The following is a 20,665-nucleotide window of genomic DNA, read 5'->3' on the forward strand; positions in this document are numbered from 1 at the left end:
GATTGGATGAAGGAGGGTTGAAAATATCCAACAATGAATTTTGAATAATGAAGTTTGCTATTGTAACCACAAGGACGCATTTGAGATATCCACCGGAGCCTCTCCCATATTTGTCATTTCGAACGAAGAGAGAAATCTTCTGCGCCTAATATATCCCGCGTAAAAGATTTTTCGCTCCGCTCAAGAGATAGTTTCTCCTCGTTCCTCGTCGAAATGACAATGCGTTTTAATATCTAAAAAAGAGTTACTTCACCCAGTTGATCTTTTCTTCGAGCGGTGTATTTCTCCGGCCTTCAGGGTATTGATCGGCGTAACCCAGATATAGTACGCCAAGCACGTTATCTTCTTCGCGGAGTTGCAAAAACTCTTTCATACCGGGCTTTAAAATAGCGCCGCCGGTACTCCAAAACGAGGCGATATTTAAAGAAGTAGCGCCAAGCAATATGTTTTGGATAGCGCTTGAAACCGCTGCGATCTCTTCAAAGGGAGGTATTTTTGGCAGGTCGCCACGTTTCATGGTTACAATGATCACGTGTGATACCTTATCGCCCTGGTGTTGCAGATTATTGTAAGTCAACTCGTTAAAATCTTCTAACTTAACTCCTTGTTTATATATTTCGGCATGCTCACGGCAAAAGTCAGCAGGATTTTCATATACAATAAAGCGCCATGGTTCGGTATAGCCATGGGTTGGCGCCCAGTCGGCCAGTTCCAGCAAGGCGGCAACCTGCGCATTAGGTATTTTTTGTCCGTTCATGGTGACCGGTTTAATCGAACGGCGCGTTTTGATGATGTTTGATATGGTGGTGAATGTTGTTGAATCCATAATGTGTGTGTTGTAGAATAGAATGCCCGCAAACTTAAATATTTAAGCGCGAAATTGAACATTAGAAATGTATGGGCAGCAAAAATAATATTCAGCTGAAAGCTGAAACCATGTGACTCACGAGCTGAAAGAGATTATTAAAAAATGTCATCCCGAATGAGGAACGAAGAGGGATCTTATACAATTGGATAGCTTCACGTACAAGATTTCTCCTCGTTCCTCGTCGAAATGACAACGTTTTTATTCACTAATTCACTAATCCACCAATTAAAATATCGGTGGATATTTAGCGGGATTAGCTTCATTCATCATGGCGTAAACCGCTTCGATCACATCATCAACAGATGGTTTGCTGAAATAATCACCATCGGAACCATACGGCGGACGGTGTTCTTTAGCGGTTAATGTTCTGGGTTGTGCGTCAAGCGAATAGTAACCATTTTCGGTTTCTACAATCTTTTGAACAATGTAGGCTGATGCCGCTCCCGGTACGTCTTCATCAACAACCAATAATTTGCTGGTCTTTTTTAAGGAAGTACCACAAACATTATCAATATCAAAAGGATACAGGGTTTGCGGATCGATAATTTCGATATTGATACCCATTTTATCGAGCTCTGCGGCAGCTTCCTGCACAATACGCAGGGTTGATCCATAAGAAACAACGGTAAGATCGCCGCCTTCTTTCAATATCTCGGCCTTACCCAGCGGAACGGTAAATTCTCCCACATTTTCCGGAAGCTTTTCTTTCAGGCGGTAGCCGTTCAAACTTTCGATCACGATAGCCGGTTCATCACCCCTTAACAGGGTATTATACAAACCTGCGGCCTGAGTCATGTTACGGGGCACACAAAGATGGAAACCACGCATGGAGTTAACGATCATGCCCATCGGTGAACCTGAATGCCAGATCCCTTCGAGCCTGTGGCCACGTGTGCGGATAATGAGCGGCGCTTTTTGACCACCTTTAGTGCGGTAACTTAAACTGGCTATATCATCGCACAAAACGGTCATGGCGTAGATGAGATAATCGAGGTATTGGATCTCGGCAATAGGGCGTAAACCACGCATAGCCAGGCCCATGCCTTGGCCTATGATGGTAGTTTCGCGGATACCGGTATCGGTAATGCGCAGATCGCCGTATTTGTTTTGCAAACCGGCAAAACCCTGGTTCACATCGCCAATAGCGCCTACATCTTCGCCAAAGGCAACAATGCTTTTGTCGCGCTCAAAGTTGGCATCAAAACAGGCGTTCAATATTTCGCGACCATCTAAAAGGCGTGCTTCTTCACTGTAGATAATCGGCACAACAGGCACATTTAAAGGAGATTGTGGTGTTTCTGAAAATAACTTAGAATCGTAACGCTCCTTATTTTTAATGGTCTCTGCTTTTAGCCAATCTAACAATACCTGTCTTTCAGTTACCGTTTCATGTACTGTAAGGCGGAGGGCTTTACGCACGGAACCTACGGTATCTTTCCGGCCGGCATCATAACTTGAACGCAGTTCGGTAGCGATACCGGTCAGCTCTTCTTTAGCAGCTACGGTATAGGCCAGGTTGTCAATTAAGCGCGCGGTTTCTTCAACTTCAACTTTAATGATATCCCCCAGTTCGGCGGCGGCTTCGCGCTGGCATTCCCGTACATATTTTTTGGCTGCTGTTTCCAATTCATCGAGCTCTGCTTCCGTGGCAATTGCTGAAGAAAGCATCCACTCGCGCATTTTCAACAGGCAATCATGCTCATCTTCCCAGGCCAGGCGGTCTTTTGATTTGTAACGTTCATGTGAACCCGAGGTAGAGTGGCCCTGAGGCTGTGTCATTTCCACCACATGGATGAGTACCGGCACATGCTGCTCGCGACATATCGTTATAGCGCGTTCATAAGTTTCGCAAAGAGCGATATAATCCCAGCCCCTTACTTTAAATATTTCATAGCCATTGGAGCCATTTTCACGTTGAAAGCCTTTAAGTATCTCAGAAATATCTTCTTTGGTGGTTTGCAGTTTTGCTGGTACGGATATAGCGTAGGCATCATCCCAAACCGAGATGGCCATGGGCACCTGCAGTACACCTGCCGCGTTAAAGGTTTCAAAAAACAAACCTTCGGATGTGGAACCGTTGCCTATAGAACCAAAGGCAACCTCGTTACCACCCAGCGAAAACTGTTTCAGGTATTCCAGCTCTTTATTTTGACGATATAGTTTGGAAGCATAGGCCAAACCCAGTAAACGGGGCATGTGGCCGCCCGTGGTTGATATATCTGAGGAGCAGTTCATGGTTTCGGCCTGGTCAACCCAGCTGCCGTCGGGGTTCACAAAGCGGGTGGCATAGTGACAGTTCATCTGCCTGCCACCAGATGCAGGATCTTTTTCGATATCGGGGTTGGCATAAAGCTGTGCAAAAAACTCCTTGAGGTTGCTCATACCGGTAGCAAACATAAAAGTTTGGTCGCGGTAGTATCCTGCACGCCAGTCGCCGGCGCGGAAAGCTTTGGCCATGGCCAATTGGGCAACTTCCTTACCATCGCCAAAGATGCCAAACTTAGCTTTGCCCGTTAAAACCTCTCTCCTGCCTATTAAACTTGCCTGACGACTTTCGTAACCAATACGATAATCGTCAATCACAATTTTTTTGAAATCATCAAAACTCAGTTCTGCAGTATTAAATTTACTGGTTGCACGTAAGGTAGATTCGGGCATATATAATTTCGTTTAGACGGTAAAATTATAAAATTCTATTCTGTATTTTGCATACTGACAATAAAACATGGAGTTTAACTAATAGTTTTTAATTTGGGTTAAACCTTATATATTTGTTTTACGTTAAACCTTATATATTTGTATTAATCAAACAAAGTATGAAAAAAATATTAATGATTTGCGCAGTAGTTTTAGGATTTGCCTTTACTGCATCGGCACAGGATAGCCAAAAAGCGGAGTTTAAATTCAATGAAGAAAAACACGACTTTGGCAAGATACCTCAGGGTACTCCTGTAACTACCGTTTTTGAATTTACCAACGTTGGTAAAGAGCCTCTTATTTTGACAGAAGTAAGACCAACCTGCGGTTGCACCATTGCCGATTACACCAAAACTCCTGTAAAAGGTGGTGAAAAAGGCACAATCAAAATTACTTATAATGCTGCTGCCGCTGCTCCTTTCAACAAAACCATTGTTGTAAAATCAAACGCGGTTACGCCAGAAAAGTACCTGAATATTGTTGGCGAAGTTGTAGCCAAGCCTGCATCGAGCAAATAATTACAGCAAGTTGCCATAGCCCTTGCTGAGCAGGGGCTGATTAAAAAATATAAAATAAAAGACCCTTTTTGAGGGTCTTTTTTCGTTTGAGGAGGTATATAACAACAATACTTTCTTTTTTATTAATTTTGCACATGCCAAAAATATCTCAAAAAGGGCAGCGAATGCCCGCATCGCCTATACGCAAGCTAACTCCCTTTGCTGATAAAGCTAAGCTGGATGGCAAAAAAGTGTATCACCTGAACATCGGCCAGCCTGATATTGAAACCCCTGAAGGCATGCTGAATGCCATTAAAAATATTGATTTTAAAGTTTGGGCCTATACCCCGTCTGAAGGAACGCTGGTTTATCGCAAAAAGCTTACAGAATATTACAACAAACTGGGTTACAACATCACACCCGATAACATCATTGTAACCACCGGTGGTTCAGAAGCTATCACCATATCCATGATGGCCTGTCTCGATCCGGGTGATGAGGTAATTATCCCAGAGCCTTTTTATGCCAATTACAACGGCTTTGCCAGCCAGAGCGACATAGTGGTAAAACCCATACTTTCTTTTATCGACAATGGTTTCGCACTACCTCCGATCAGCGAGTTTGAAAAGCTGATAACTGATAAAACCAAGGCTATCATCATCTGTAACCCCAACAATCCTACAGGGTACTTATATTCTAAAGAAGAACTGGAAGCCTTGAAAGAACTGGCCCTTAAGTATGATCTGTACCTGTTTTCGGACGAAGCATACCGGGAGTTTTGCTATGATGGCCGCACCTTTATTTCGCCTATGCACCTGGAAGGATTAGACGAAAATGTGATTGTGATGGACACCGTAAGTAAGCGCTATAGTGCCTGTGGCGCCCGTTTGGGTTGTTTAATCACCAAAAACAAAGCGGTTTTAACTGCTGGTTTAAAATTTGCCCAGGCCCGCCTGAGCGCAGGTATGGTTGAACAGATTGCAGGCACTGCTGCCGTTGATACTCCCGACAGCTATTTTGAAGCCGTAAATAAAGAATATACCAGTCGCCGGGATACCCTGGTGAGCAAACTGAACAAAATAGATGGCGTTTACTGTCCAAATCCAGGTGGCGCTTTCTATGTGGTAGCTAAATTACCTATTGATAACGCCGATAAATTCTGCCAATGGATGTTGGAAGTATTCAGTCATGATAACCAAACAGTGATGATGGCACCTGCAACCGGTTTTTACAGCACTCCCGGCGCAGGATATAACGAGGTGCGTATGGCCTATGTATTAAAAAATGAAGACCTGCAAAACGCTATGATATGTCTGGAGGAAGCTTTGAAAGTTTACCCGGGTCGTGTGGTAAACAATGAACAGCTTGCCGAAAGCAGGTAATCAAAACACAACTATTGCATAAACAAGGAAACCCGACTTTGAGCCGGGTTTTCTTGTTTTATAGATCTGATTAAGCTAAATCTTTAAATCTGGCCCGGAATTATTAAGCTATCTGTAAAATCACTTTTCCATTAAGGCCACCGGCTGTAACCAGGTCCTGTGCCTCGGCGGCGGCTTCCAGATTCAATACTTTGGCTATATGTGGGGTAATTTTATTTTCCTCAACTAATTTTTTGCCAAATGCCAATTTCTCCAATTTTGGGGCCGAATTGATAAATTCGGCACTGATACCATATTTTTCCGCTTCTTCATTTGAAGTAGGCATAACTATGCTAATTAATTTACCGCCTTTTTTTACTACCGCGTATGATTTCTGCTGCGTTTCACCCCCTACTCCATCTATAACCAGGTCAACATCATGTACCAATTGGCCAAAATCTTGTGTTTTATAGTCGATCGCCTCATCAGCGCCTAATGATTTGATAAGATCCTTGCCCTTCGCCGAAGCTGTGCCGATAACATAAGCGCCCAATGCTTTGGCCATCTGAACCAGCGCGATACCAACAGCACCCGCTGCTCCATGAATCAATACCTTTTGACCAGCTTGCAAATTCGCGCCTTCTATCAACACACTGTAAGCGGTATTCAGCGGAACAGCAAGGGCTGCGGCTTCATTCAGGCTAACATTATTCGGAATCAAAGAAACATTTTTTTCATCCATCACGATATATTCAGCATAGGTACCGCCAAATGTGGTGGCAAAAACCTTGTCCCCTTTTTTTAAGCGGGTTACATTCTCGCCGGTCTCTTCTACCGTTCCGGAGAAATCAGTACCGGGAACGAATGGAATTGGAATGGGTATAAATTGCTTCATTGCACCTGAGCGAATTTTCATATCGAACGGATTAATGGTTGTAGCCGCTATTTTGATAAGCACCTGGCCGGTAGCAGGTACAGGCTGAGCTATGTTTTCTATTTTCAAAACGGACGAATCTCCGTATCCTGTCATTTGAATTGCTTTCATATTTTTTTAGTTATACACAAATGTAACCGATTGGCATTCATGCAACATCTCTTACAGGTAAATAAAAACCAGCCAAAATGTTTTTAAATAACATAATATTTTTTGTGCCCGACCTATCCGTTTTTGATACACAGCAAACAATATCATGTACGTTTTTGATACAGCAGGATGGCGCATTATATATTTAACTAATTAAAAATCAAATATTTAAAAACATGGCATATATTTTAACGAATCATTTTAGTTTCCCTAATCCATTAGAACTTTAAACCGATGATCAAGAACTACTTTAAAATAGCCTGGCGCAACATCTGGAAAAATAAAGCTTTCTCAGCCATCAACATTGTAGGCCTGGCTGTGGGTATGGCCGCATTTATGGTAATCATGATGTTTGTTGCCTATGAAAAAAGCTTTGATAATTTTCATACCAAAAACATTTACCGGTTAAATGAGGTGCAGACAGTTGGTCAGGAAGGAACAACGCAAAAGGTTGCTTTATCCATGTTTCCGATGGGGCAGGCCTTAAAAATGAAGTACCCGGAAATAAAAAATTTCACGAAGATAAAGTGGAATGAAAAATACCAGATGACCTATAACAACGAGCGCATATTTTTGCCACAAGCATTTGCTGTCGACTCCACCTTTTTCCAGATGTTTGATTTTAAACTAATCAGTGGCGATAAAAGAACAGCACTCAGCAAGCCCAATAGTATCTTACTTACCGAAAAAACGGCCAAAAAACTATTTGGCGATGCCAACCCTATCGGGAAAACAATAACCCATTATGGCAGCGATACTGTTTCCTTCGCTGTTACGGGAGTACTTGCCAATGTGCCCCAAAACTCACAATTACAATTTGATGCCCTGTTCTCATTCAGCAGTATTTATAAACCCTGGATGTTTAAAAACTGGGGCGGCAACTGGTTAAATACCTATCTTGAACTTGCGCCCGGCACCAACCAGGCATTGTTGGAAAAGAAATTCCCTGCCTTTATTACAGAGCATCTCGGCAAAGATGGTACCAAATATATGAAGCTGTTTCTTCTGCCTTTGAAGGACGTGCATGCCAACTCGGCGGATATTGGTTTAGATTATATCAATTATCAAAAATTTGATAAAAAATCGACCAACCTGTTTGCTATTATCGCGCTGATAGTACTGATCATAGCTTGTGTTAATTTTATTAATCTTTCAACAGCGCGCTCTGCAGAAAGAGCCAAAGAAGTGGGTATTCGTAAATCCATCGGAGCCCATCGTTTTCAACTGGCTTTCCAATTTTTGGGCGAAACGATTCTAATTTCTTTTATCGCCTTAGTTTTGGCCATTGGCCTGGTTGAACTGGCCCTTCCTTATATTAATAACCTAAGCGACCGAAACATCAACTTCAATGTATTTGGCAGTTTGGGCACCATAGCCTTTATATTCGGAGGAACGGTTCTTATCGGTCTCCTATCGGGCATCTACCCTGCTATTTACCTATCTTCGTTCCAGGCCGCCAAGGTTTTGAAGGGATCTATACAAGTTGGGAAAGATAAAGGCCTGCTCCGGAACATATTGGTTGTTATCCAGTTTAGCAGTGCCATCTTTTTGATGATAGCCACCGTATTTGTGTTAAGGCAGCTCAGGTTTATGCAAAAGCAGGATCCAGGGTACAATCGGGAACAAATAGTCAATATCCCCCTGGATAGGATCACCACCAAAAAATATGAACTTTTTAAGGATCAATTATTGAACAGTACTTTAGTATCGGGGGTAACTGCCTCGCAGGATATTTTAGGGAGTCATTTGGATCAGACAGGGGTATCTTTTAAACCTGCGGATGGACCAAAGCAAGATTTTGGCACAACCCTTTTGGTGGTAGATGACAATTACCTTGATCTGTATAAAATAAAACTGGCTGCCGGTAGTAATTTTTCTCCGGATAAAAAACTCAACGGACGTGAATATATTGTTAATGAAGCCCTGGCAAAATCGCTGTTAAAAGATCATCCTAAGGCCCCTCTATCTTCGCTGATAGGCTTGCAATTTGGCTTTGATTCATTAGGCACAATAAAAGGAGTTGCCAAAAACTTCAATTTCAATTCCTTACAATACAAAATTGAGCCCATGTTTATGGTGTGCGCACATAGCTGGGATTTCAGAAATATTTCTGTTAAGATAAATGGGAGCAATACTACGGCTGCTATAGCATTTATCAAATCAAAATGGGATGGCTTATACCCCAATTATCCGTTTGAATATCAATTTCTGGACGACCACTTTAACGAGGTTTACAAAGCCGATAACCAGGTAAGCAAGATAGTAGGTATTCTGGCTGGTCTCGCCATTTTCATCTCTTGTTTGGGGCTGTTTGGCCTGGCGTCGCATTCGGCCGAAAAGAGGGTGAAAGAGATCGGGGTACGGAAAGTGCTTGGGGCATCTGTGCAACGCATTGTGCTGCTACTTTCAGGAAATTTCTTAAAACTGGTTCTAATAGCCAATATCATCGCGTGGCCATTAGCCTGGTATGCTATGCACAAGTGGCTATCTGGTTTTGCTTACCGTATTGATGTTACCTGGATAACTTTTGTTATTGTTGCGGTTGTATCTGTATTGATAGCGCTGATTACCATTAGCTTTCAATCCATCAAAGCAGCAGTTGCAAGTCCGGTAAAAAGTTTAAGGAGCGAATAGCATCGGCAATTGATCAAAAACTACAAATAACTTAGCCACCATTTTTGTTTGTTGGCCTGTTTGTATGCATCATAACGTTTACATAAAGGATACAGGGCTACTATAATGGCTATCCAGATGAGGTAAGCAACAGGTAAAGAGAATCCATAGCCTTTAAGATCTGTAGTGAACCAGATAGGCTTTGTGAGGAACCATAATTTCCAGTTTTGGCCGGGGATAAAGACCGATGCGATAACGGCTATCAAATGTATTACATAGATATGGATAAGATAATAAAACATGGGTACCCTGCCATATACCGAAACTATGTTTACAACTCGTCCTCTTAGCTTTTCGGTAAATGAAAGAAACAAAAACGCACCTCCCAGTGTCACCAAAAGATACAATAAGGATGGTGGATATTTACTTACTTTAATAAACGAAAGGAAAGTAAAGAAAGCATCTTTTTGTACACTCCATTTTACCGGGTCGCCGTACAGGTTGGTATAGCGCAACGCTATAAATAAAACAATAGCAAAACTGCCGAGGATCAATAAATTCCGTTGCCTTTTATTGATATCATAACCAGTAGCATACCATGTGCCTAAGCAATAACCTAAAGGCATTACCGCCATCAGCGGCACAATAGGATAACCTACTAAAAATATCTCTTGATGCCAGGTAAAAAATCGCTGGTCATGTATCAGCGCCCATCCAAACCCTTGCAAAGTATTACCCTCCACATGAACATTATCCAACAGGTTATGCCCGGCTACTATCGCAATACAAATAACCAGGATCAGCTTCTTGGGCAAGTGTATAAACGCAGCCAGTATAATCATACTTAGCCCTAAAGCCCAAATAGTTACAAAAAGAAACATGGGAAACGTAATATTAAAATTCCAGGCAAAATTAACCACTATCATTTCCAGAAAGATGAGCCATAATCCTCTTTTTATGAGGAATACGGATAGCTCCGTTTTGGTTTTCTTTTGCCCTATAAGATAGGCCGACGTTCCGGCAAGGAGCATAAATATCGGGGCGCAAAAATGCGTGATCCACCGGGTAAAAAATAATATACCGCTTGTTTTTGAAAGGTCGAGCGGATCGAACAAAAATGAACCTGAGTATAAGTAATCTCTCACATGGTCAAGCGCCATAATGATCATAATAGTGCCACGAAGGAAATCAATAGAGGTTATCCGATTCTTTACAATAGTGCTCATTCGGTTTGGTATGAGCATAAAGATATCACTTTAGTTAAGTGAATATTAAAAAATGTTTGATCATTGACATTGATATGAAAAAAGTATAAATCCAAATAGAGGATTAGCATTAAAGTAAATTAACATACAACAAGTATGATCACCACATCACCCATCACCTTCTGGCTTTGACGCAGATGTGATGATAATACTCTTTATAAGAAAAGATCAGAAAGCATAATGGCGCATTCCGCCATCAACGACACCAACGGTACCGGTGATGTATTTTGCACGTGGCGATACCAGGAAAGTGGCCATATTGGCTATATCCTGCGGTTCGCCAAAATCGCCCAGGGGGATTTCGCGGGCTGCAAATTCCTTACGGGCTTCGGCAGTAAAGCCGCGGCGTACATTGGCTGTATCAAGCAGGCCAGGCTGTAAACAGTTGATCCTGATACCATATTTACCCAATTGTCCCGCCAACTGTTTTGACCACATAGCAATGCTCGCTTTGGCAACAGCCGAAACATTTATGCTGCGTAACTCATAAGTACTGGTGATGTTTAAGATCGAGCCCTGCTTACGTTCCATAAAATGAGGCAATAATTGTTGAGTCAATTGCCGGTGACGGTCAAAATCCATCGTCATCGACGCGCTCCAGGCCTCCTCCTCTCCAATAACATCCAGGGGCTGGCTACGACCGGTATTGTTGATCAGGATATCAACCTGACCCAGGTTTAATAAAGCTGCTGCCGCGATTTTCTGCGGCCCATCTGGTGCAACAAAATCTTGTATCAATATAACCGGCTCTACACCTCCTGCAGCTACTACTTCTTCCTGCAGGCTTTTTAGTAATTCCACATTGCGGGCGGTAGCTAATACTTTTACACCTTCTATAGCTAATTCTTTGGTGATAGCTCGTCCAAGTCCCTGACTGGCTCCGGTTACTACCGCGGTTTTTCCTGTTAAATACAGATCCATAATTTTTATACTATTATTTTTTGTCAAAAATTTCTTTGGCAAAATTAGTTGGCAACGTTAAATTTACACGGTAAGTAATTAATTGTATGGTACTAACAAAAAAGTAACTAATGGCCGGCAGAAAGCAAAGTTCAACCTATACCCGTAACGAAGTGTGTATTATTGATTGTGACCTTACCTATGCTGTTCATAAGCTTGGGGGCAGGTGGAAATTATTGATACTGGATAAGTTATGCAAAAGAAAAATGAGATTTAACGAAATCAAAAAAGAGTTTTCCTATATATCTGAACGCATGCTAACCTTGCAATTACGTGCCCTGGAAGAGGACGGCCTGGTTAAACGAACCATTTTTGCTGAAGTACCGCCAAGAGTTGAATATGAACTTACCGAGATGGCGCTGGAACTGGGCCCTATCCTAAAACAGCTGAGCGACTGGGGTGGGAAACAGCGGAGCTTTATAAAGAAAGATTAGTTTTACACTGGCTCTTCAATTTATAATCTTCCCTTCTTATATTTACCGGTATTTATAAAATATAATACATCCCGCCCTTAAACCAGGTACTACAGTGCTGACAGATGACATTTAACCAGGATAACACTCAGGATACGCCACAAAACATAACCTGGATAAATAATTTACGCCTGATTGCCATGTTTGCGGTTGTGATATTGCACACAGCTTCACCCCTGCTTTTTTATCATAAAGGAAACTCCATGAAAGATTGGCTCGTAGCCGATATTTACAATGCCCTGGTGCGCTTTGCCGTACCCGTTTTTGTAATGATAACCGGCGCATTGCTGCTTCACCGGGATTATGAGCTGGGCGATTTTTTAAAGAAACGACTGAGCCGCTTAATATTACCTTTTCTTTTCTGGAGCACCGTTTACATCCTTTACCGATGCTACAACGAGGAGTTCGCTTTTACAGGCGATATCTGGGCAAACACCAAACTGATCTTACTCCAATTTCAAACGGGCGCCTATTATCACTTGTGGTATGTATACTTGTTAATAGGCTTGTATTTGTTCATCCCTATCCTGGGTAAATTTGTAAGGCATGCATCAGAAAAAGAGCTTTTATACTTTCTCTGCATCTGGTTTTTAACTGTACTGATCAGCAAACCCTACTTAAGCAGTTTTGATACAGCTATCGACCTGCATAACTTTACCGGTTATATAGGCTATCTGATTCTAGGTTATTATCTGACTTGCAAAAATTTCCATATTCGTGGTCTGGTTTATATCGCTGCAGCGACGTTTTTGGTAACAGCACTGATCATTATTGCGGGTACGCATTACCTGCTATTAAAAAACCATGAAATAAGTACTTTTTTTTATGAACCGATAAGCCCGTTCATCATTCTGCTTTCGGCAAGCGCATTTTTGACCGCTAAACATACAGTGGTAAGGTTAAGTCCTGCTTTGAATAAAATAGCTCAAAATGCTGGTAAATTCACTTTGGGGATCTATTTCAGTCACGCGTTGATATTAACTCTTTTTGATTTGACAGATATTAACTACACTATTTTTAATCCGATATTTAGTATTCCTGTTATCGCTTTGTCATGTTTTTTACTATCGTGGCTTTTAGCTTATATAATGAGCAAAATACCATTCATAAAACATCTTGTTGGATAGAAGATATTAGTTAACTGCAAACTATTTTCCGTATATTTGAACCCTTAACTGCAAACTGCTACCGGCTTATGCAGCTCTAATAAAATGGGGTCGACCGGAATTGACAGGATGGAGATAAGTAAGTAAGCATGCAGCGCGTTGGGTGAATTAGCGCTTAAATCAGAACGCTCAAACTTACAAATGGCGAAAATAACTACGCCTTAGCTGCTTAATTTAGAATTAACTAGCTTTTGTCCCGCCGGTTTTCCGTTCTGTTGAATCGGCAATAGGGGCATCGAAAAACGGAACTGGCCAGCTTAATGGTGTGCATAGCAGGCGAGATAAAGCACCTAAGGAAGACGGTACAGGTAAGCGACTGACCTTCCCCTTCCCTACAATTAAACAGAAGCTAAGCATGTAGAAAGCTTACCTTATACCATGTTTGGACGAGGGTTCGAATCCCTCCGGCTCCACCAAGTAGGTATCAAAAACCACTAAAACCCTTCAAACGCTATGTTTGAGGGGTTTTTTGTTGCATTTTGGTTTAATTTGCTCACCGTTGAACGGCCATTTTGGTGACTATTCTGGTGAGCAGGTCACTTTACACTAAGCTGCTCACCAGAGGTCAATCAACTAATTGATTATCAACATGTTCAGCAAGTGAACATCTTGTTTGAATTATGCTGCGAAGTTACTTTTGTTTAACTTTTAACAGCTTTTTTATGACTAAAAATGTCGCTATTCTCTTTTACCTGAAAAAGAGAGCAAATGCCAAAGAGCAAAAAGTTCCGGTTTACATGAGGATAACTGTGGACGGACAACGTGTTGAAATTGCAACCGGTGAAAGAATTGAGCCCAGGTTATGGGATCCAAGTGAAGGACGAGCCAAAGGAAGGACGCCAGAGATCGAAGAAATTAATTCAACGCTGCGCAGACTTGAGATGAAGATTAATGATACCGCCCGTTATCTCAAGGATTACGATGAAGAAATTACGGCTGAGAAAATCAAAAACCGGTATCTAGGTAAAATCGAAAAGCCGATGATGTTAGTCGAGGTTTTTCAAGAACATAATCGAAAAGTGATGGCCCTCGTTAACCGTGAATTTGCTCCGGCAACAGCAACTCGCTACGAAACCACCTTAAAGCATACCATTGACTTTATGCAATGGAAGTACAATAAAAAAGACGTCCGGGTTAAACAGATTGACCATCATTTTATTACTGAGTTCGAGTTTTACCTCCGGTCTGTAAGAAAGTGCAACAACAATTCGGCATTTAAATACATCAAAAACTTTGGGAAGATCGTCCGTATCTGTTTGGCCAACGGGTGGATAACAGTCAACCCATTCTTAAATTATAAGATTCGAATCAAAAAAGTTGACCGCCCTTTTCTTTCAAAAGAAGAGCTTGACTTGATGGCTTCTAAAAAGTTTGTGAGTGCCAGGCTAGATCAGGTCAGGGACATTTTCTTATTCAGTTGTTATACCGGTCTAGCTTATGTGGATGTTCAACAGTTGAAGCGTTCTGAAATTGTTCGTGGTTTTGATGGCGAGCAATGGATTTTTACCAGCCGCCAGAAAACGGACACTTCCTCCCGCATTCCATTATTGCCGTATGCGTTATCAGTCATTGAGAAATATCGGGATCATCCACAATGCGAAAATGAAGATCGACTATTACCGATACTGAGCAATCAAAAAATGAATGCTTACTTAAAGGAAATAGCAGATATATGCGGTATAGAGAAAGATCTTACCTTTCATATTGCCAGACATACGTTTGCTACCACTGTCACTCTATTAAACGGTGTGCCTATTGAAAGCGTATCTAAAATGCTTGGACATACCAATATTAAAACAACTCAGCACTACGCACGGATTTTAGATCTCAAAGTTGGGGAGGATATGGGAGCGCTACGGAGAAAACTACAGTCTAATTAATTCAATTAAAAATGCCCATAACATTTAAGTAATGAAAGAGCTAAATAGTAATGATCAACAGATAGCAGAAAAAATTTATCTCATTAGAGGAATCAAAGTAATGCTAGATAGAGATCTCGCAGAGATGTACGATGTAAAGCCCATTCGACTGCGTGAACAAGTTAAACGCAACTCAGAACGCTTTCCTGACCATTTTATGTTCCAGTTATTAGACGAAGAGGTAGATTTAATGGTATCGCAAAATGCGATACCTTCTAGAAAGCATTTAGGTGGTAGCTTGCCTTATGCTTTTAGTGAACACGGAATTTTGATGCTTGCCAATGTAATCAAAAGTCAGCGAGCAATAGCAATGAGTATAAAAATCATTGAAGTCTTTGTGAAATTCAGAGAGATGCTGATTTCTCAAAAAGACTTACTACTCAAGTTCGAACAGCTGGAAAAGTTAGTTGTTCAGCATGATGATGATATCACTGCCATATTTCAGGCTTTAAAGCAGCTGATAACGCAAAAAAATGAGCCACGGGAGCCCATAGGATTTAAATTTAAAAAATAAGGTATCACATTTCGTGATACTATCAAGGGGTCGCAAATTGTGACCCCTTGATAGTTATATATTTAGCTAGTAAATCTCAGTAAAAGAACCGTTTTATTATATTTGAGGATATTATGTCAGAGGTAACGTTTGTTGGCCAGCGAAAGGGAAAAGATTGAGTTGCTAAAGAAGAAAATTTAACGATATTCTTTACTTTTCATGATATGAAATATACTCACTTTTCATTTAAAGATGTTACCTCTATTAAATCTTTTGGGATTTCAATACCTTCTTTAAAGGCTTTAATATTTGAATGATTTCTATACTTATCTACCAAAGATTTAATTGAAACACCATTCATAAACAAACCTCCTATGAATACTAATCCGCTGAAAATGATGTTTTCCTTTGCCTTACTTATTTGAACGGAGGCTTGCTCCAAAGACCAATTGTTCTTATATAAGAAATAAACGATTACTGAAGTAAAAATGCATAAGCACACAGAGAATTCAATCCATCCCAATAAACGCCATCTTTTGATTTTTCCATTTATGAATTTTTTGCGTTTCTCTTGTCTTATTTCGTTTTCTAGCCGTAGTGTGCGAGATTGGTTTTTCTGTAGTTGATTTCTGAGTTCTGCCTTTTCAGCTTCACTTTTTGCTACCATATTTGCAGCCTCTTCTCTTGCAACCGTGAATTTATCCCGCTCCAGGATTAAGTCTTCTTGTTGTTGTTTAAGCGACTTACTCGATTCGGTAATTTCCGCAAATAAGTTATCTATCCGTTTTGCGCGTTCTTCTTCCTGAGCTTTTTGTGCTTCGGAAGCCTGCTTTACTTTCTTAATAAACTCATTTGGCGCCTTTTTTTCGAGATTGTTAAGTTCATCTATATCTGTAAGTTCACGATTCGATATTCTTGTACCAAGTCTTATGATATCCTGCTCATTTAGAGTTGAGTCAGCAACGTATTTGCTTATGTTGGAGTCTAAATCCCTTATCAATGATGCTTTCGGCAGAGCATCACTTAAAGTGCAAGATATTAAAGCGTTAAGTCCAAAGTTTGTGAGTTCAGTTGAGTTTAAAGTTTGTGCAAATCCAGGATTTGTTAGCCATAAAATATTTAACAAATCATCAACTTTAATACTTTCAGGAAGTGGCTTTGAACCTTTTCCCTCATTTTGAAAGTTCGGATCGGTTACAGTACTTGTAGAGTTGTGGACAAACCAACAATTGACGTCTTCAAATGCAAATTTCCTTTTCCCTCTCTTCTCCCTAACATAATAAATTGCAGACGCATCATGAAGCGCTGAAAAATCAGAAGATCTATAATGCTTAAGAGATTCAAACTCCCGACTGAATTTTGCTAGGTTGCGATATTTCTCAGTGTTAGAAACCTTAAATATGTTCTTGGAGATTAAAAACTCTTCAATATTGTCGGCTATTCTTTGTAAATCTGTTTTGTTCAAACCCTTTCTGTCGCATGCGTTGTAGATATCTTCCCGATTTACTCGACGTACGAGATAAGCTGACTCAAAATTCTCTGCTCTGGCCTTTAATAAAGATTGAATCTCGGTTATCGTAGTCTCCATTATTGATTGCTTGAACCCCAGCCCTTTAGCTAAGTCAACCAGCTTATTACAAGTGTGGGATGATTCAGGGGTATTTAAATCTAAAAGACCAACAACAAAATTTGTGTCATATAGTAATTCTACATTTAATTTAACTTCTTCCGTCTTGAATTCTATATAGGTAGAAATTACGGAACCAAGATAAATGCTTCTGATAGTATTATAAACTTCTGGAACGTTTCTGAAATAGTCAGTAAATTTTGCTTCTATCAACAGGGATGTCTGCGCTTCCAAAATTTTTTCCGCTCGATCGTCTAAGTATCGGGCAATAGAAAGCTTGTTGCGATTAATAAAATCAAAAATTGAAGAATATTCATTTTTAGTTATTTTATGTACCTCACAAAATTTTTGAAATAAGTCTTCCAAATGGCTTATTTCAAGCTCCTTTTTCAAAATCACTTCTTCATAGTCATCGAAATTGTAGTCGTGAACTGCATATGCCCCATCTGAATAAAGAATAAATCGAGTTACTGAGTCGGTATTTACCTCTTTTTGAATCTTGACCAATAACTTCTTTAAAATTGGAACTGGCACATCCAATCCATATAATTCGTTTACTATATTTTGAATTTCAATAATACTTCCGCCTCTCTCAATCCCTTTTTTGTTGAGTTCTGATATTGCTTTTTTGGCAATTGGGATAAAAATGTCTAATAAGCCAGTTGAGAAGGTTGTGGTATTATTGATATGAGCAAGAAGTGCGTAAGTAACAACTTTATTTTTATCCATGGATTTATCAATAGTTCAGGTTTAAATTTATAAGGAGTTCTAAATATAAAATTTATCCTTTTAAATTGTTGAATTGTAAAGTGTTTTGTAAGTTAAAATATTATCAAAAGAGTAGTGCTGCACACATTAGGTCATTGCATCGCTTAAACAGCCGGAGCTAAAAGCTGGGAAACTGTCAAGGGCAACGGTGATAGCCGTTGTTTATATACCCTTGACGGTTTCCCTGCGTAGCTACCTTTGTGATGGCGGTGCTGTGACTTTTTCCTTATACGTGCGCAGGGCTGGCAGGCGTGTATGTGGTACGAATACTTGCCTGCGTGGGGCGAGCAAGGCTGATTGCGAAATGGAACCCGGCGCAAAGCGCGTGGTGCAATGCAGCAACCTGCCGCAGCCACATTGGGACAATCATACCCCTCTACTTACTTGATTTAACCTTCTCCAACCTCTGTTTAGCCGCTTTTTGCTGCTGCTCCGCCTGCTTTGCCTCGGCTTCTGCTGCGATAATAGCCTGCTGTTTCACCATAGCCTTTTCTGCATGTTGTATAAAGGCGTTTGGATCTTCAGCCAACTTTCCTTCAATGGTTTTCGATACTTCGGGATACAATGCCCTAACTAAATAAAAGTTATAAGCTTCACTGTTTAGCCGGTTATTCTGATGATTAAAGTAAAGCGTCGTTCCTACAGAACCAGCAGTTAAAACGAAGGCAATCACGACACCGATAATCAAGGCCTTTGACCAGGCACCGAAATGGTGCGTATTCCTGACGGTAATCACCTTAGGCATATTGGCAACTACCTTTGTCAACTCATCTATGTTGGTCTGTATCTTACTTTCGTCGTAACGCTTATTGGCGGTCTCAACACGAGCAGCAATGCTTTCCAACACATTACGATACTGCTCCATGAACGCTTTCAGAAAGTCCGCCATACCGGTTTCTAATATATCCATCCGCCCCACAACTCCTTGGAACAGCTCTTCCATCATCGTTACTTTTTCTTCAATTTCTTCCTTTTGCATAACATTCTGTTTTAAACTGATCGTCTACATTATTTATTTACAGCCGTGGCCCTTGTGTCTGCTGCTGCCCCTTACGTTTCTTTCGCCTTCTGTGTGCTTCCTCTGCGTCTCCCATTGGACCAGAGCCAGCCGGTATAAATTCCGGCGACAATAGGATATCCAAAAGATTTTTACCGCCTCCAGAGTGGTGATGTTCATGTTGTCCGTCGTTCCGTACAGCCTCTCTTAACCCGCTGGCAAGTAATGGTTCACCACTTTGCCGTGTCACCTGGTAAAGCTGTACTTTCATATTCCGGTTTAATGCATCATCAATCTTTGCATAACTTAGGCTGCGGTCGATTGCCGAGCCTTTCATTTTCAGGTTGCTTTTTTCAAAAGAGATACCCTGCACTTCGCTTGTGCCGCTTCTATATTTGTAGGCTATGGCAATACTTTGCTTAGACAGCTGTGCTTCTAGTTCTTTCCAGTTGGTGGCTGTTTTTAAAGCAGCTTTGATGGCGTCGTGAAGCTCGTACCTGATCTTTTCTTTGCCACGTAGCGCCTGCCTGTTGACCAGTTCCTTACCTTTGCCTAAGTGATAGCCGTACTTTACCGTAATCTCTTTGCAGGCTTTCACGTTTTTGGCAAAGTTGTTCTGATCACTGATCGTCCTGCCGTTGTTATCGACCCGGTTATAGATCAGGTGCAAGTGCGGATGTGCTTTATCCGTGTGACGGACTATAACAAACTGTGTGTTGCGGATGCCTACCTTTTCCATGTACTCCTTTGACCGTTCCACCATGATAGCATCGCTGAGTTTAGCTAGGTCTTCCTTACTCCAGCTTAGGATGAGGTGTCCAACTGCTTTGCCTAACTCAGGTCGCATCTTCCGTTGCAGGTTAAAGTCCTGAATGAGTTGGCTGGGGTTTTTCATCCGTAAACCTTCCGCGTGCAGGATCTTTGCTTCCTGCCGCTCGACCACATAACGGATACAACCGCCAAAGCTTCTGCCGGTGATTGGCTTACCCATCATGTTTATTCAATTTGGTTAACAGCTCTTCTATCTGCCTGATTATAGCTTGGCCCTTTATCGCCATCGATAGCAACCCGTTAGTGTGCGATAGGTGCACATACTGGTTAAAGTTGTTAGCCAGTCCTGACAGCATTCGAAACCAACCCGTTTCCTCGGCAGTGAAGCGCGGAAAAACCTTGGCGCTCTTGGCTGCCCTGCGAAACCATTCGCTCGATTTAATGCCTGCTTTTTTCGCCCGATCCTCGATGAGCAATCGTTCGGTGGGGGTTAACCGGACCATCAAAATACTGCTCCGGCTGATCGTTTTTTTGGGTCTGCCTGGCGTCCGTTTCTTTTGTAAATTGCTCTTTTCTGTTATTGGTGTCATGACCTAAACTCCTTTCTGAATCTTTCTTAAATACCGACCAACGGGAGCGAGTTCCGGATCATCCCGACAGGGTGTATCCGGGTTTTTGTAAAGCAAAAACATTAACTCGCTCCTTACTGTCGGATGATTTCCTTTACCGCCAGTTACTGCGTAACTGGTTCCCTTTTTTCTTTTCGGGCTTCGCCCGTCGCCCTTCCCGATGCTTCGCATCAGATCTGTACTATTGCCATTTGCAACACTCGTTTTGCTAACTCTTATTCCAATCCGGCCAATAAACAAAGCTTCCTTTCGCCGGGTGAAAAGATGGTTGGTAACGGATATAGCCATACTCATCCAGTTCCCTGATACACTTATGGTAAGTTGCAATGGATGCGATTTTGGCATAAGCCATCACCGTTTTACGGGTGATGGCAAAAGGGCTGATAAAACCTTCCCGCTGCCAAAAAATAAATAAAGCGGTGAATAAGCTTACATGAGTCGCCAGTACCCTTTTATCGCTTCCCATGCGTTTGATCA

17 protein-coding genes and 1 other RNA gene are annotated in these 20,665 nt (G+C 41.4%); 8 read left to right on the top strand and 10 right to left on the bottom strand.

Going from position 1 to position 20,665, the window contains the following annotated elements; all coding sequences use genetic code 11:
* Nucleotides 1-244: 244 nt before the first annotated feature.
* Both ACTJKG_RS06195 and ACTJKG_RS06200 read right to left on the bottom strand, forming a co-directional pair.
* Nucleotides 245-826 (bottom strand): nitroreductase family protein, encoded by a 582-nt coding sequence (locus tag ACTJKG_RS06195; protein ID WP_172333183.1) that lies wholly within the window; start codon nt 824-826, stop codon nt 245-247.
* Between the two features lie 267 nt (nt 827-1,093).
* Nucleotides 1,094-3,526: an alpha-ketoacid dehydrogenase subunit alpha/beta gene (locus ACTJKG_RS06200; protein WP_172333182.1), complete on the bottom strand. Its 2,433-nt coding sequence runs from the start codon at nt 3,524-3,526 to the stop codon at nt 1,094-1,096.
* Nucleotides 3,527-3,684: 158 nt separating this feature from the next.
* Between ACTJKG_RS06200 and ACTJKG_RS06205 the strand changes: the two genes are divergently transcribed.
* Complete coding sequence (locus ACTJKG_RS06205; protein WP_172333181.1) at nt 3,685-4,083, top strand: DUF1573 domain-containing protein; 399 nt, start codon at nt 3,685-3,687, stop codon at nt 4,081-4,083.
* A 134-nt stretch (nt 4,084-4,217) separates the two neighbouring features.
* Nucleotides 4,218-5,444 (top strand): pyridoxal phosphate-dependent aminotransferase, encoded by a 1,227-nt coding sequence (locus ACTJKG_RS06210; protein ID WP_440738647.1) that lies wholly within the window; start codon nt 4,218-4,220, stop codon nt 5,442-5,444.
* A 103-nt stretch (nt 5,445-5,547) separates the two neighbouring features.
* On the opposite strand, the gene ACTJKG_RS06215 is transcribed toward ACTJKG_RS06210, so the two are convergent.
* A complete protein-coding gene (locus tag ACTJKG_RS06215; RefSeq protein WP_440738648.1) occupies nt 5,548-6,468 on the bottom strand; it encodes an NADP-dependent oxidoreductase in 921 nt (306 codons plus the stop codon).
* Nucleotides 6,469-6,741: 273 nt separating this feature from the next.
* On the opposite strand from ACTJKG_RS06215, the gene ACTJKG_RS06220 reads away from it, so the two are divergent.
* The gene (locus ACTJKG_RS06220; protein WP_440738649.1) at nt 6,742-9,141 is read left to right on the top strand and encodes an ABC transporter permease; all 2,400 of its coding nucleotides are present in this window, start codon (nt 6,742-6,744) and stop codon (nt 9,139-9,141) included.
* A gap of 20 nt (nt 9,142-9,161) precedes the next feature.
* On the opposite strand, the gene ACTJKG_RS06225 is transcribed toward ACTJKG_RS06220, so the two are convergent.
* Together ACTJKG_RS06225 and ACTJKG_RS06230 are read right to left on the bottom strand one after the other, a co-directional pair.
* Entirely contained in the window at nt 9,162-10,346 is a 1,185-nt protein-coding gene (locus ACTJKG_RS06225; RefSeq protein ID WP_172333177.1) for a DUF1624 domain-containing protein, read from the bottom strand.
* 207 nt (nt 10,347-10,553) lie between these two features.
* Complete coding sequence (locus ACTJKG_RS06230) at nt 10,554-11,306, bottom strand: SDR family NAD(P)-dependent oxidoreductase (RefSeq protein WP_440738650.1); 753 nt, start codon at nt 11,304-11,306, stop codon at nt 10,554-10,556.
* A 110-nt stretch (nt 11,307-11,416) separates the two neighbouring features.
* Here ACTJKG_RS06230 and ACTJKG_RS06235 point away from each other — a divergent pair, with 110 nt between their 5' ends.
* From ACTJKG_RS06235 to ACTJKG_RS06255, 5 genes are all read left to right on the top strand, one after another.
* Nucleotides 11,417-11,779: a winged helix-turn-helix transcriptional regulator gene (locus ACTJKG_RS06235; protein WP_440738651.1), complete on the top strand. Its 363-nt coding sequence runs from the start codon at nt 11,417-11,419 to the stop codon at nt 11,777-11,779.
* A 104-nt stretch (nt 11,780-11,883) separates the two neighbouring features.
* Nucleotides 11,884-12,945, top strand: a complete 1,062-nt coding sequence (locus tag ACTJKG_RS06240) for an acyltransferase (RefSeq protein WP_440738652.1) — start codon at nt 11,884-11,886, stop codon at nt 12,943-12,945.
* Nucleotides 12,946-13,031: 86 nt separating this feature from the next.
* Nucleotides 13,032-13,400: a transfer-messenger RNA gene (gene ssrA, locus ACTJKG_RS06245) on the top strand.
* Between the two features lie 246 nt (nt 13,401-13,646).
* A complete protein-coding gene (locus ACTJKG_RS06250; RefSeq protein ID WP_440738653.1) occupies nt 13,647-14,864 on the top strand; it encodes a site-specific integrase in 1,218 nt (405 codons plus the stop codon).
* Nucleotides 14,865-14,895: 31 nt separating this feature from the next.
* Entirely contained in the window at nt 14,896-15,417 is a 522-nt protein-coding gene (locus ACTJKG_RS06255; protein WP_440738654.1) for an ORF6N domain-containing protein, read from the top strand.
* A gap of 214 nt (nt 15,418-15,631) precedes the next feature.
* Here the strand turns inward: ACTJKG_RS06255 and ACTJKG_RS06260 are convergent, their stop codons facing one another.
* From ACTJKG_RS06260 to ACTJKG_RS06280, 5 genes are all read right to left on the bottom strand, one after another.
* Nucleotides 15,632-17,752, bottom strand: coding sequence for a hypothetical protein (locus ACTJKG_RS06260; RefSeq protein WP_440738655.1), 2,121 nt, complete (start codon nt 17,750-17,752; stop codon nt 15,632-15,634).
* 415 nt (nt 17,753-18,167) lie between these two features.
* The gene (locus ACTJKG_RS06265) at nt 18,168-18,770 is read right to left on the bottom strand and encodes a hypothetical protein (RefSeq protein WP_440738656.1); all 603 of its coding nucleotides are present in this window, start codon (nt 18,768-18,770) and stop codon (nt 18,168-18,170) included.
* 37 nt (nt 18,771-18,807) lie between these two features.
* Nucleotides 18,808-19,782 carry a relaxase/mobilization nuclease domain-containing protein gene (locus ACTJKG_RS06270; RefSeq protein ID WP_440738657.1) on the bottom strand — a complete coding sequence of 325 codons (975 nt, stop codon included), beginning with the start codon at nt 19,780-19,782 and terminating at the stop codon, nt 18,808-18,810.
* Nucleotides 19,772-20,149, bottom strand: coding sequence for a plasmid mobilization protein (locus ACTJKG_RS06275; protein ID WP_440738658.1), 378 nt, complete (start codon nt 20,147-20,149; stop codon nt 19,772-19,774). The genes ACTJKG_RS06270 and ACTJKG_RS06275 overlap by 11 nt, the downstream gene beginning before the upstream one ends.
* 247 nt (nt 20,150-20,396) lie before the next feature.
* Nucleotides 20,397-20,654, bottom strand: a complete 258-nt coding sequence (locus ACTJKG_RS06280) for a hypothetical protein (RefSeq protein ID WP_440738659.1) — start codon at nt 20,652-20,654, stop codon at nt 20,397-20,399.
* Nucleotides 20,655-20,665: the final 11 nt, after the last annotated feature.

Origin of the sequence: Mucilaginibacter sp. 22184, from assembly GCF_052045695.1 — a bacterium.
Classification (GTDB): Bacteria; Bacteroidota; Bacteroidia; order Sphingobacteriales; family Sphingobacteriaceae; genus Mucilaginibacter.

What these genes read in the sequence shown, in the direction of transcription:
- ACTJKG_RS06195 (WP_172333183.1), bottom strand. Translation starts at nt 826, where the DNA reads ATGGATTCAACAACATTCACCACCATATCAAACATCATCAAAACGCGC.
- ACTJKG_RS06250 (WP_440738653.1), top strand. Translation starts at nt 13,647, where the DNA reads ATGACTAAAAATGTCGCTATTCTCTTTTACCTGAAAAAGAGAGCAAAT.
- ACTJKG_RS06225 (WP_172333177.1), bottom strand. Translation starts at nt 10,346, where the DNA reads ATGAGCACTATTGTAAAGAATCGGATAACCTCTATTGATTTCCTTCGT.
- ACTJKG_RS06270 (WP_440738657.1), bottom strand. Translation starts at nt 19,782, where the DNA reads ATGATGGGTAAGCCAATCACCGGCAGAAGCTTTGGCGGTTGTATCCGT.
- ACTJKG_RS06265 (WP_440738656.1), bottom strand. Translation starts at nt 18,770, where the DNA reads ATGCAAAAGGAAGAAATTGAAGAAAAAGTAACGATGATGGAAGAGCTG.
- ACTJKG_RS06240 (WP_440738652.1), top strand. Translation starts at nt 11,884, where the DNA reads ATGACATTTAACCAGGATAACACTCAGGATACGCCACAAAACATAACC.
- ACTJKG_RS06260 (WP_440738655.1), bottom strand. Translation starts at nt 17,752, where the DNA reads ATGGATAAAAATAAAGTTGTTACTTACGCACTTCTTGCTCATATCAAT.
- ACTJKG_RS06200 (WP_172333182.1), bottom strand. Translation starts at nt 3,526, where the DNA reads ATGCCCGAATCTACCTTACGTGCAACCAGTAAATTTAATACTGCAGAA.
- ACTJKG_RS06235 (WP_440738651.1), top strand. Translation starts at nt 11,417, where the DNA reads ATGGCCGGCAGAAAGCAAAGTTCAACCTATACCCGTAACGAAGTGTGT.
- ACTJKG_RS06205 (WP_172333181.1), top strand. Translation starts at nt 3,685, where the DNA reads ATGAAAAAAATATTAATGATTTGCGCAGTAGTTTTAGGATTTGCCTTT.
- ACTJKG_RS06220 (WP_440738649.1), top strand. Translation starts at nt 6,742, where the DNA reads ATGATCAAGAACTACTTTAAAATAGCCTGGCGCAACATCTGGAAAAAT.
- ACTJKG_RS06275 (WP_440738658.1), bottom strand. Translation starts at nt 20,149, where the DNA reads ATGACACCAATAACAGAAAAGAGCAATTTACAAAAGAAACGGACGCCA.
- ACTJKG_RS06215 (WP_440738648.1), bottom strand. Translation starts at nt 6,468, where the DNA reads ATGAAAGCAATTCAAATGACAGGATACGGAGATTCGTCCGTTTTGAAA.
- ACTJKG_RS06210 (WP_440738647.1), top strand. Translation starts at nt 4,218, where the DNA reads ATGCCAAAAATATCTCAAAAAGGGCAGCGAATGCCCGCATCGCCTATA.
- ACTJKG_RS06230 (WP_440738650.1), bottom strand. Translation starts at nt 11,306, where the DNA reads ATGGATCTGTATTTAACAGGAAAAACCGCGGTAGTAACCGGAGCCAGT.
- ACTJKG_RS06280 (WP_440738659.1), bottom strand. Translation starts at nt 20,654, where the DNA reads ATGGGAAGCGATAAAAGGGTACTGGCGACTCATGTAAGCTTATTCACC.
- ACTJKG_RS06255 (WP_440738654.1), top strand. Translation starts at nt 14,896, where the DNA reads ATGAAAGAGCTAAATAGTAATGATCAACAGATAGCAGAAAAAATTTAT.